General features: G+C 68.4%; 8 protein-coding genes and 2 pseudogenes. 3 read left to right on the top strand and 7 right to left on the bottom strand.

What is annotated here, in order from left to right:
* Positions 1-472 precede the first annotated feature (472 nt).
* The 6 genes from V3T34_RS07655 to V3T34_RS07630 form a co-directional block, all read right to left on the bottom strand.
* Positions 473-1,378, bottom strand: coding sequence for a carbohydrate ABC transporter permease (locus V3T34_RS07655; protein WP_082742470.1), 906 nt, complete (start codon positions 1,376-1,378; stop codon positions 473-475).
* Positions 1,375-2,244, bottom strand: a complete 870-nt coding sequence (locus V3T34_RS07650; RefSeq protein ID WP_060846782.1) for a carbohydrate ABC transporter permease — start codon at positions 2,242-2,244, stop codon at positions 1,375-1,377. The genes V3T34_RS07655 and V3T34_RS07650 overlap by 4 nt, the downstream gene beginning before the upstream one ends.
* A gap of 324 nt (positions 2,245-2,568) precedes the next feature.
* Positions 2,569-3,948: an ABC transporter substrate-binding protein gene (locus V3T34_RS07645; protein WP_305078670.1), complete on the bottom strand. Its 1,380-nt coding sequence runs from the start codon at positions 3,946-3,948 to the stop codon at positions 2,569-2,571.
* A 298-nt stretch (positions 3,949-4,246) separates the two neighbouring features.
* Complete coding sequence (locus V3T34_RS07640; protein WP_331369140.1) at positions 4,247-5,611, bottom strand: GGDEF domain-containing protein; 1,365 nt, start codon at positions 5,609-5,611, stop codon at positions 4,247-4,249.
* A 175-nt stretch (positions 5,612-5,786) separates the two neighbouring features.
* Positions 5,787-6,938 (bottom strand): alpha-hydroxy acid oxidase, encoded by a 1,152-nt coding sequence (locus V3T34_RS07635; protein WP_305078668.1) that lies wholly within the window; start codon positions 6,936-6,938, stop codon positions 5,787-5,789.
* 117 nt (positions 6,939-7,055) lie between these two features.
* Positions 7,056-8,702 (bottom strand): L-lactate permease, encoded by a 1,647-nt coding sequence (locus V3T34_RS07630; RefSeq protein WP_305078667.1) that lies wholly within the window; start codon positions 8,700-8,702, stop codon positions 7,056-7,058.
* Between the two features lie 313 nt (positions 8,703-9,015).
* Here V3T34_RS07630 and V3T34_RS07625 point away from each other — a divergent pair, with 313 nt between their 5' ends.
* Positions 9,016-9,798 carry an FCD domain-containing protein gene (locus V3T34_RS07625; protein ID WP_060846787.1) on the top strand — a complete coding sequence of 261 codons (783 nt, stop codon included), beginning with the start codon at positions 9,016-9,018 and terminating at the stop codon, positions 9,796-9,798.
* A gap of 57 nt (positions 9,799-9,855) precedes the next feature.
* Here the strand turns inward: V3T34_RS07625 and V3T34_RS07620 are convergent.
* Positions 9,856-10,227, bottom strand: a pseudogene (locus V3T34_RS07620) (IS21 family transposase); the annotation flags it as partial.
* 109 nt (positions 10,228-10,336) lie between these two features.
* Here V3T34_RS07620 and V3T34_RS07615 point away from each other — a divergent pair.
* Positions 10,337-10,561 (top strand): annotated as a pseudogene (locus tag V3T34_RS07615) (hypothetical protein); the annotation flags it as partial.
* Between the two features lie 210 nt (positions 10,562-10,771).
* The gene (locus V3T34_RS07610) at positions 10,772-11,320 is read left to right on the top strand and encodes a protein phosphatase CheZ (protein WP_060846789.1); all 549 of its coding nucleotides are present in this window, start codon (positions 10,772-10,774) and stop codon (positions 11,318-11,320) included.
* Positions 11,321-11,333: the final 13 nt, after the last annotated feature.

Genomic DNA, 11,333 nt, shown 5'->3' with positions numbered 1-11,333 from the left:
CGTGCCAGCTTTAACCGCTTGGCCGGCTGCGCTCGCCCGACCGGCTCCGCCGGCCAAGCTACCCGTGGTGGAAAGGCCCACGGTTCACTAACATTCCACTCGGGCCACCCCGTGGGGGCTGATCAGTCGGAGCGACAAACATATAAATTCCGAAAGAGAGTCTTTCAAAAAGCAAAATGTGAATAAACCAAAACACCATCCTAAACAGACCAGTGGCCAGACTGCTAAAAAATCTGAGAACAACGCCGATTATGGGACGCTAAAAAAGCGACGCCGAAATAGGAAGCGTAATAAACCCAACACTACGGCCACAGAAAAATAAATCGCGGGAAATAATAAATATTAATATATTTTAATGCGCACCTTACGACACATCGATTAACTGAACGATCGCAGTAGCCAAACAGATCCGGTCACGAACATGAGTTCGTGACCGGATCTGTTTGATAACACAGCCCTACAACGTCAACCGTCAGCTCTTCACCGCGCCCGCCGTCAACCCACCCACCATATACCGCTTGAACACGTAATAGATCGCGGCTGGCGGCAGGGCGTAGATCAGCCCGGTGGTCATCAGCAGCTCCCACGGCGAGTCATCCGCCGCCAGGAAGCTGCCCAGGGCCACCGGCAGGGTCACGTCGGTGTCGCGGGAGAGGAGCAGGAAGGCGAACAGGTACTCGTTCCAGGCGAGCAGCAGCGCGTAGACGCCGATCGCGACCAGCGACGGGACCATCAGCGGCAGGTAGACGAAGCGGAAGAGCTGGGGCGGCGAGGCGCCGTCCATGATCGCGGCTTCGTCCAGTTCCACCGGCAGCTTGTCGGAGGCCTGCTTCAGCACCCAGATCGCGTAGGGGCTGGCGATCGTCACCATCGCGAGGATCAGCGCCCACTTGCTGTTCAGCAGCCCGTACGCTCCCATCGTCTTGTACATCGGCACGGCCAGGAACGCGGCCGGGATGAAGTAGGTGAACAGCGCCATGTTCATCACGGTCCGGCCGCCCTTCACCTTCAGGCGGCTGATCGCGAAGGCCGCCGCGGTGGCGACGAACAGCGTCAGCACGCCGGTCGCGAAGGCGATGACCGCCGAGTTCCAGAATTGCTGCCAGAAGTTCGAGAGGAAGTAGTGCTGCTGCCCGAACACGATCCGAAAATTCTGGAGCGTCGGGTGGGCCGGGAACAGCGCCCCCGACATCGCGTCCTGCTTGGGCGAGATCGCGAACAGGACGAGGTGGTAGATCGGGATCACGGTCCAGAGCAGGACCGGGATGCCGATGAGGAGGAGCTTGGCCTCCGTGCCGGCCGCCTTGAGCCAGTTGGTGCGGGCGGCGGCGCGCTCCTCGGCGGACGGCGTCGCGCGGGCGGTCAGGGTCGTGCTCATTTCGAGAGCCTCTTCATCAGCACGTAGACCAGCGGCAGCACGAAGGGCATCGCGCAGACCACCGCCGCCATCGAGGCGTCGACCTGATCGAGGCGCAGATACCGGATGCCGAGCGTCGCCAGCACGTGGGTGAGATCGGCGGGACCGCCGCCGGTGAGCAGGTAGACCGAGTTGAAGTCGCCCAGCGTCCAGATCATCGACAGGATGGTGCAGGTCACGTAGAGCGTCCGCATCGACGGCCAGGTGACGTGCAGGAACTTCTGCCACTTGGTGGCGCCGTCGACGGAGGCCGCCTCGTAGAGGTCGGCCGAGATGGCGAGGCGGCCGGCGAGCAGGATCAGCGTCCAGAACGGCAGCGACTTCCAGATATGGACGCCGATGGCGAGCGTCAGCGCCAGCGACGGGTCGTTGAGCCAGTTCGGGCCGTCGTCGCCGGTCAGCCGGAAGATCAGCGAGTTCACCACGCCCCATTCGGGGTTCAGCATGAACCGCACCGACAGGATGGTGGGGATCGACGGCACCGCCCAGGGCAGGATGAACAGCACCGACAGCCAGCGGATCCACTTCCGCTCGTTGGTGAAGAAGCCCGACAGCACGAGCGCGATCGCCATCTTCACGTTGATGCCGACGAGCAGGAACACCAGCGTGTTGACGACCGCGCGGGCGAAGATCGGGTCTTCGGCCAGGTGCACGTAGCTCGCGGGGCTGCGCGCCAGCCACAGGCCGTAGCCGATCGGGTAGATGACGAAGAAGATGAAGATCAGCAGGTAGGGCGCGATCAGGATCAGCCCCCAGGCCTGCCACGAGGTCAGGCGGAAGGGCTGGGCCGCGGCGACCGGCGCTGCCTCAGCGACCGTTGCGGACATGGTCGGTCTCCTTGGTGAGGCCGTGAGGCGGGGGATGGGAAAACCGAGAGCGGGCCCCGATCAGCGTGTGATCGGACCCCGCTCTGGACGGTGTGGATTGAGGCACGGGTGCCTCTCCTGTTGTTCCGCGGGTCTGGGCGGGACTGTCCTTCAAAGGACGAGCACCCTCCCCTCCCCCTTGTGGGGAGGGGTCAGGGGGTGGGGGTGGTGCCGCGTAGAGCGCGAGGCTTCTCCGGCACCACCCCCACCCCTAGCCCCTCCCCACAAGGGGGAGGGGAAGCGCGCACCTTTCAAAACGAGAGATCGGTCAGGCCGATATCTTTGTTACTGCCCGGCGATCTGCTTGATGCGGGCCAGCATCTCGTCGGCGGCCTTCTCGACCGGGACCTTCTCGCTCACCACCCGGTTCATCGCCTTGGCGAAGACGTTCTCGTTGTTGACCAGCGTGAACTTGTAGTTCTTCACGTAGTCGAACGGCTCGGTGCCCGACTTGAACTGGTTGTAGACCGCCTTGCGGTGCTTGTCGGCCTGCCAGAACGGGCTCTCGATCGAGTCCTTGGTGACCGGGAACCAGCGGCCGATCGCGCCCTCGACGTAGGGACGGAGGTTGTCCTCCTCCATGATGAACTTCACGAACTCCTTCGCCGCCGCCTTATTCTTGGCGCCCGAGAAGACCACGCCCTGCTTGACGTCGGCGCGGTAGGTCATCGGCTTGCCGTCCGGCCGGTTCGGGAACGGCGCGGTGATGATCGTCTCCTCGTAGGCCTTCTTCGAGGCCTCGCGCTGCTCGGGCGTGTTGTTCGGGTTGACGCTGTCCTCGTACCACTTCGCGGCGATCGAGATGGTGAAGTTGTGCGTCATCACCGTGGTGCGGTTGTGGAAGGCGACGTTGTTGTCGGGATCCTTCCAGGTCGTGGCCGAGGGCGGCACGCAGCCCTTGACGTAGGGATCGGTGTAGTCCTTGAGCGCCTTGACCACGCCCTCGCGGGTCTTCGGGTCGTCGACGGTCAGCTTGCCGTCGGCGTCGACCAGCTTGGCGTCGTAGGCGTCCATGAAGGCGTAGAACGACTGGAAGCTGTCGGTCGATTCGACCCCCATCGGCGCGCCGATGCCGTAGGTCCGGGTGCCCGACGCCTTGCGGTAGCCGGGCTGGACCTTGTCGCACCAGAACGCCCAGTAATCGGACCACTTCTGCGGGATGTCGGCCTGCTTGAAGCCGGCCTTCTCCAGCATGTCGCCCCAGATCTCGGTGTGGAGCGTCTGGCGCTTGAGCGGGAAGCCGTAATAGGCCTTCTTGCCGGTCTGGCCGTTCATGAGCAGCACGTGCTCGACGGTCTGGGGCGCGAAGCGCGGCATCATCGGCTGGAGGACGTCGGTCAGGTCCTCGAGCTTGCCCTCGAACGCCCACTTGCCGGCGGCCTGGTTGTTGTAGGTGTCGGAATAGCCGACATCCGGCGGCGAGCCGGAATCGAGCGCCGCCACGGTCTTGGGGATCATGTCCTGGATCGCGTATTGCGACAGCTCGACCTTGATCCCGGTCTTCTGCTCGAACTTCTTGATCGTCGCCCAGAGCGACTCGTCCTCGGACCGATAGAAGCCCTTGCTGAACCAGACGGTGAGCGTCTTGTTGTCCTGCGCCACGGCCGGCAGCGCTGCCATAACGAGGGCGCCCAGGGACAACGCTCCCGCGATCACTCGCTTCATCGATCGATTCCTCCCAACGCCGCCCCGTTGGTCGGGCGGCTTATGCCGCATATCAGCACGCCCCGCGGGCCGAGGCAATTCGGCGAAAGTCAATGACGGTCCGGATCAAGCGAAATTATATGGCGCGCGACGGAGCATGACTCGCAGGATTATTCCACCGGTCGACACACTCCGCACGCAACGGCGCGGCCGTGCCCCGCCGCAATACACGACGTTCCTGCATCGACGCGCCCCGGGTCCGAGACGTTACGCTGGCGCTAACAGGAAACCGACGACGTCGGATGCGGCGGACCGGGCGTCACGACGTCCGGGCGGACAGGGCCGCCGGGCCCGCCGCCACGCGGAAGCGCGCCCTCCCCTCGGCCTTGGCGGCGTAGAGCGCCGCGTCCGCCGCCGCGTAGAGCTCGGCGGAGGAGCGGCCGTCGGCGCGGGCGATGCCGATCGAGGCGCCGATGCTGAAGGTCCGGCCGGCCCAGGCCACCGGCTGCCCGAGCGCGGCGACGAGGCGGGCCGCGACCTCCTCGGCGATGCCGGGCGCGGTCGTGGCGAGGAGGACCGCGAACTCGTCGCCGCCGATCCGGGCGACGAGGTCGCCGTCGCGGCACGACCCGCGCAGGCGGCCCGCGACCTCGACGAGGCAGGCATCCCCGGCCGGATGGCCGAGCGTGTCGTTGACCGGCTTGAAGCCGTCGAGGTCGATCAGCAGCAGGGCGCCGAAGGGGGAGCGCCCCGGGGCCTCGTCGAGGGCGGCGAGGCGGGCCTGGAACGTCGCCCGGTTGGCAAGGCCCGTCATGGCGTCGAACTCGGCGAGGTAGCGGGTCCGGTCGGCGAGGAGCTTCTCTTCCGTGATGTCCTGCTTCATCCCGAAGATCCGCACCGGGTCGGCGCCCTCGCACTCGACCACCGCGTTGATGCGGATCCAGCGGCGGCGGCCCTGGCCGGTGACGATCTCGGCGTCGAGGGTGAAGCCGCCGCGCTCGGCGATGGCCCGCCCGCGGGCCTCGGCGAGCGCGGCCCGGGAGTCCGGCGCGTAGCAGGCGACGATCCGGTCGCGGTCGAGGGGCGCGTCGCGCGGCAGGTCGAACATCGCGTAGACCTGATCGGTCCAGGTCAGGGTCTCGTCCGGCAGGGCGCATTCCCACACGCCGATCCGCGCGGCGGTCGCGGCGCGGTCGAAGATCTTGCGGCTGTGGGCGAGCGCCCGCCCCTGGGCGGCCAGGGCCTGCGCCAGGCCCTCCCCCGCCCGGGCGAGGCGGCCGAGGCTCTCGGCGGCGACGGAGAAGTCGGCGAGGCGCCGCTCCTGCACCCGCGTCAGGCGGCGGGGCCGGGCATCGAGGAGGGCGAGGAGGCCCGGTCCGGACCCGAGCGCCTGGGTCGCGACGAAGCGCCAGCCCGGCGCGCCGGCGACCGCCGGGTGGGTGCGCCAGCGCGGGGCGGCGAGGTCGGGGACGACGCGCAGGCCCTCGCCGGAGACCGCCCGGCACAGGGCGGCCGCCGCGGCGTCGGGCGTCGCGCCGCCGCTCGCCCAGGCGGGCGCCCCGCCCTCCGGACCGAGCAGCAGGACGGCGCGCACGGCGAAGGCCTCGCGGACGCGATCGAGGAACGCGACCACGGTGTCCGCCCCCGGAGCGAGGGACGAACAAAGGTCGGTTGCGTCGTACAACCCGTTGCTCGCGTGCATTGCAGGCGGATGTCACATGCCGAACAGTCTGACCGGACGTAATGGCCATGACTTAAGACATGATTGATCGGCCGGAATTCACCGGTCAAGCTCCGTTCGTCGAAGGACCGGCGGCGAACATGGTCGCCGCCGCGGCCAGGATCGACGGCGCCCCGCCTCAGCCGCGGGTGAAGCGCAGGCTGTCGCGGGTGAGCTGGTCGATCCTGGTGCAGCCCATCAGCTTCATGTCGCGCTCGATCTCGATCCGCATCAGCTCCAGCGCCCGCTCGACGCCGGGCTGGCCCGCGGCCGCGAGCGGGAAGAGGTAGTAGCGGCCCAGGCCCACCGCCTTGGCGCCGAGCGCCAGGGCCTTGAGCACGTGAGTGCCGCGCTGCACCCCGCCATCCATGATCACGTCGATCCTGTCGCCGACGGCATCGACGATCTCGGCGAGCTGGTCGAAGGCGCTGCGCGAGCCGTCGAGCTGGCGCCCGCCGTGGTTCGACAGCACGATGCCGGTGCAGCCGATCGCCACCGCGCGCTTGGCGTCCTCCACCGACATCACGCCCTTGAGGCAGAACTGGCCGCCCCAGTCGCGCACCATCTCGGCCACGTCGTCCCAGGTCATGCCCGGATCGAGCATCTCGGTGAAGTAGCGGCTGATCGAGAGGGCGCCGCCATCCATGGCGATGTGGTTCTCGAGCTGCGGCAGCCGGAAGCGCTCGTGGGTGACGTAGTTGATGCCCCAGGCCGGCTTCATCGCGAACTGCGCCATGCCGCCGAGGGTGAGCCGGAACGGAATCGCGAAGCCGGTGCGCTTGTCGCGCTCGCGGTTGCCGCCGGTGATGCTGTCGACGGTCAGCATCATCACCTCGATGCCGGCCTGCTTGGCGCGGGCCATCATCTCGCGGTTCAGGCCGCGGTCCTTGTGGAAGTAGAACTGGTAGACCTGGGGACCGCTGCTGATCCGGCGCGCCTCCTCCAGGCTGACGGTGCCGAGCGAGGAGACCCCGAACATCGTACCGAACTTGCCGGCCGCCGCCGCCACGGCGCGTTCGCCCTGGTGGTGGAAGAGCCGCTGCAGGGCGGTGGGCGAGCAGTAGACCGGCATGGCGAGGCGCTGGCCCATCACCGTCACCGACATGTCGACGTCGGTGACGCCGCGCAGGACGTTGGGAACGAGGTCGCAGGCCTCGAAGGAGGCGGTGTTGCGCCGGTAGGTGACCTCGTCGTCGGCGCCGCCGTCGATGTAGTTGAAGATCGGGCCGGGCAGGCGGCGTTTCGCCATGCGGCGGAAGTCGTGGAAGCTGTGGCAGTCGCTCAGGCGCATCGGGGCTCTCGCATCAAGGCTTTCCCGGGGGGCGATCCCGCGGGCGCGGGGAACCGCGCGGCCAGGCAGAGGGAAGGACGGGGGCCGGGGGTCGCAGCCCCCGGCCCGGTCGGAGGATCAGTGCGCCGGCACGAGCGCGGTGAAGGGCGGCACGTAGGCCTGGAGCATCACGAGGCAGCCGACGAGGCAGGCGAGCGCGACCGAGTGGAAGAACACGTAGCGCAGGATCTTGGCCTCGCCGCCGTACCATTGCGTGGCCGTGGAGGCGACGACGATCGACTGGGCGTCGATCATCTTGCCCATCACGCCGCCCGAGGAGTTGGAGGCGGCCATCAGGGTCGGCGAGAGGCCGAGCTGCTCGGCGGTGATCTTCTGCAGGCCGCCGAACAGCACGTTCGAGGCGGTGTCCGATCCGGTCAGGGCCACGCCGAGCCAGCCCAGCATCGCGCCGAAGAACGGGTAGATCCAGCCGGTCTGCGCGAAGGCGAGGCCGAGCGTCGCGTCGGTGCCCGAGTACTTGGTGACGTAGCCGAGCGCCAGCATCGCGGCGATGGTGAGGAGGGAGTAGCGCACCAGGTAGGTGGTGCGGCCGTACTCCCGCACCAGCCGCAGCGGGGAGAAGCCGAGGATCAGCCCGCCGACGAGGCCGGCGAGCAGGATGCCGGTCCCGGTCGCCGAGAGCAGGTTGAGGGTGTAGACCGCGGCCTCCATGGTGGGCTTGGCGACGACCGGCGGCATCTTCACCACCAGGTTGTGCAGGGCGGGCACCGGCAGCTTCCAGACCCAGAGCGAGTCGAGCCAGGCGCGGAATTGCGGCGTGCCCCAGGCGAAGACGAATACCGACAGGATCATCCAGGGCGTCCAGGCGCGCAGGACTGCCCGGGTGGCGTGGGTCTTCGGCTCCGCGACCGGCGCCTGCGCGCCGTCGTCCCCGGTCGAGGTCCAGATTCTGGCCGGGCGCCAGACCCGCAGGAAGCCCGCGAGCGCCGCCATCGAGCAGAGCGCAGCCACCACGTCGACGAGCCAGGGGCCGTGGAAGTTCGAGACCAAGTATTGCGGCACCGCGAAGGACAGGCCGGCGACGAGGAGCGCGGGCCAGACCTCCCACATGCCCTTGCGGCCGGCAAAGGCCCAGATCAGCCAGAACGGCACCAGGACCGAGAAGAACGGCAGCTGGCGGCCGATCATCGCCGAGAGCTCGATGAGGTCGAGCCCGGTCACCGCCGAGAGCGCGATGACGGGGGCGCCGAGCGCCCCGTAGGCGACCGGCGCGGTGTTGGCGATGAGCGAGAGGCCCGCGGAGGCGAGCGGCGAGAAGCCCAGGCCCATCAGCATTGCGGCGGTGACCGCCACCGGCGTGCCGAAGCCCGCCGCACCCTCGAAGAAGGCGCCGAACGAGAAGGCGATGAACAGGAGCTGGAGCCGCCGGTCCGGGGTGATGCCGGCGATCGAGTCGCGCAGGACGTCGAACTGCCCGGTCTTCTCGGTGAGCCGGTAGAGGAAGATGACGTTGAGGATGATCCAGCCGATCGGCAGGAGACCGAAGGCGGCGCCGTAGACCGCGGTGGCGCCGGCCATCGGGGCCGGCATGCCGAAGCCGAGCACCGCGACCGCCAGGGCGACGGCGAGGCCGGCGAGCGCCGCGACGTGCGCCTTGAGGTGCAGGAGGCCGATGCCGCCCAGCAGCACGACGATCGGCAGGGCGGCGAGCGCCGTCGACCAGACGCTGTTCGACAACGGATCGTAGACTTGATTCCAGCTCACCTTGTGGATCCTCCCCCTCTTCGACTTCCTCGTCCTCTCGGACCGTCTCGCCCGTTGCGGACGCGTGCGGGTCCTTGGGACCTCTCTCTTGCGGATGCGGCTGCCTTCGATCCGCGCGGCCGCCATCGCCGTCCCGCACCGGGTGCGGGGGCGTGAGCGGGCGCACCGGCCGACGGGACCGCGCGACCTCGATGACCGACTTGAACCAGAGGCATGGGAACGGTAAAATGATTTTACCAACCCGGTCAATTGGAAATCGCGATTTCCCGCATTATAGTGCCGGTCAGGGTGACGGTGGTCGGCGGAGCGCGGGATGGAGCAGGACCCGATCAAGGGCGCGAGCGTGGCCGAGGGGACGGCCCGCCACCTCAAGGACCTCATCCTCGAAGGCTCGCTCAGCCCCGGCGACCTGCTGCTCCCCGAGCGCGACTTGGCGCTGCGCCTGAACGTGTCGCGCCCCACCCTGCGCCAGGGGATGAAGATCCTGGAGGAGGAGGGCCTGCTGGTCGCCTCGGGGGGGGGGCGCGCGGTGGCGCCCCTCGGCCGGGAGATCACCGATCCGCTGATCGCGCTCATCGCCTCCCACGCCGAGGTGGTGGACGACTACCTGGAGTTCCGGGCGACGACGGAGCGGATGGCGGCCCGGCTCGCCGCCGCAAGGGCCAACGCGGTCGACCGCGACCGGCTCACCGCCTGCATGGCGCGGATCGACCGCGCCCACGAGGAGGGCGTGCACCGGGAGGAGGCCGAGGCCGACGTGGACCTCCACGTCGCGGTCTACGAGGCGAGCCACAACCTCGTGGTGCTGCACACGATGCGGGCCCTGTCGGGGATGCTGCGACAGGGCGTGATCGAGAACCGCGAGAAGCTGTTTGCCCGCCCGGAGACCCGCGACCGCCTACGCGCCCAGCACCGGGCGATCTACGAGAGCGTGATGGCGGGCGACGTCGAGGCGGCGGGCGAGGCCGCCGAGGCGCATATCCACTACACCCACCAGGCCCTCACCGAGATCAAGGCCGCGGAGGCCCGGCTCCAGGTCTCGCTGCGCCGGCTCAACGGCGGCAGCGTCTCGGTGCGGCGCAAGGGCGAGCGGTAGGACCCAGTCCTTGAACGGGGCGCCGTTGCGCAGCGCGCCGGGCTTGCGGGCGAGCACGGGGACACAGGCGAGCGGCACGAAGGCGGGAGCCGTCACGCCGGCCTGCTGGCGCTTCCGCGTCTTGGCGTAGCGACGGACGCCATCATAGCCGCCCTCGTAGCCGAGTCCCCGCAGCGCCTCGAAGATCCGGGTCAGCGTCAGCCGATCCCGCGCCGGCTTCCCGGCATGGGCCGCCAGCATGCGGTCGAGCTCGTCACGCCAGGACCCGAGCTCGGGCGCAGGCTGGACGCTGCGGGTGTAGCGGAAGATGGTTGTCTCCGGGCGGGCCCCCTTCCTGACGACCTTGCGGGAGAGCTTCAGCTCCCGGCAGATCTACTTGATCGGCTTATGCTGCACGAAGTACGCGCGGCGGATCTTCGCGACCAACATCCTCCGCGAGCCTTCCGTTTCGAGTATGGGAGGCGTCTGGATGACGTATCCTGGGGGCTCGTTTGGACACCGATCACCCCGGAAACGGGGTCCTTATCCCTCGCCTGATAACAAGCCGGGGGCGGCGACCGGGGCGGGCGAGGTGACGACGACCATCGCGGGCGTGGCCGGCCGGGCCGAGGAGACCGGCGCGGCGGCGTCCCAGGTTCTGTCGGCCTCCTCGGAGCTGTCGCGCCAGTCCAAGCACCTGACCGCCGAGGTCGCCCGCTTCCCCACCACCGTCCGGGCGGCCCGGGACCGGGTCGTACCCGGTCGATCCGGCGAACGATCGTAGACGAATGATCAAGCCCCCATGACGCTGGTGCAGCCGGTCGTCGTGGCGAAATTTCCGTCTTGTTCCACTCCCCTCCGTAACGTCTTATGACGGAAGTCATAACATAAATCTTCGATTAATTCTAACGACCAATGTCGATAGGGCCCGACTCGCCTAGCGATCCTGGATTATGCATGCTGCCAGCATAGGGATCAGCAAGCGAACGGCGCCATGGACTGCATTTCACCCGCTCCCGCTCCCGTCCTCGTCGAGGAGCAGACGGCCCTGCTGCAGCGTCACCTGGTGACGATCTCCGACGCGATCGTGCGCACCCGCGAAGAGATCGCCGGGCTGCGCCAGGAGCAGGATGCCGGGCGCGCCCGCGACGAGCTCCAGGCCGTCGTCCAGGGCACCGAGCGGGCCACCAACACCATCCTGGGCGCCTCCGAGACCGTGGACGACCTCGCCGGCCGGATCGTCCGCGGTGCCGCCGACGAGGCGACGCGCGGCCATGCCGCCGCCATCCAGGCCCAGATGCAGACCGTCTTCGTCGCCTGCAACTTCCAGGACCTGACCGGCCAGCGCATCTCGAAGGTCGTGCGCACCATCGCCTTCATTGAGGACCGGGTCGCCGAGATGCTCCGCGTCTGGGGTGCCGGCGCCGCCCCCGCGGCAGCCCGCAGCGACCGCCGCCGCGGCGAGGACGCCCTCCTCAACGGCCCCGCCCTGCCCGACGTCGCGGCCGTCTCGCAGGACGCCGTCGACGCCCTGTTCGCCTGATCCTCCCGCCGGG

The organism is Methylobacterium ajmalii (assembly GCF_036448855.1).
GTDB classification, from domain to species: Bacteria; Pseudomonadota; Alphaproteobacteria; order Rhizobiales; family Beijerinckiaceae; genus Methylobacterium; species Methylobacterium ajmalii.
Note: the sequence above shows the minus strand (reverse complement) of the source record. Positions and strands in the feature narration are given on the sequence as shown.

Excerpts from the sequence above, each read along its gene's own strand:
- V3T34_RS07655 (WP_082742470.1), bottom strand. The coding sequence starts at position 1,378 with ATGAGCACGACCCTGACCGCCCGCGCGACGCCGTCCGCCGAGGAGCGC.
- V3T34_RS07650 (WP_060846782.1), bottom strand. The coding sequence starts at position 2,244 with ATGTCCGCAACGGTCGCTGAGGCAGCGCCGGTCGCCGCGGCCCAGCCC.
- V3T34_RS07645 (WP_305078670.1), bottom strand. The coding sequence starts at position 3,948 with ATGAAGCGAGTGATCGCGGGAGCGTTGTCCCTGGGCGCCCTCGTTATG.
- V3T34_RS07635 (WP_305078668.1), bottom strand. The coding sequence starts at position 6,938 with ATGCGCCTGAGCGACTGCCACAGCTTCCACGACTTCCGCCGCATGGCG.
- V3T34_RS07625 (WP_060846787.1), top strand. The coding sequence starts at position 9,016 with ATGGAGCAGGACCCGATCAAGGGCGCGAGCGTGGCCGAGGGGACGGCC.
- V3T34_RS07610 (WP_060846789.1), top strand. The coding sequence starts at position 10,772 with ATGGACTGCATTTCACCCGCTCCCGCTCCCGTCCTCGTCGAGGAGCAG.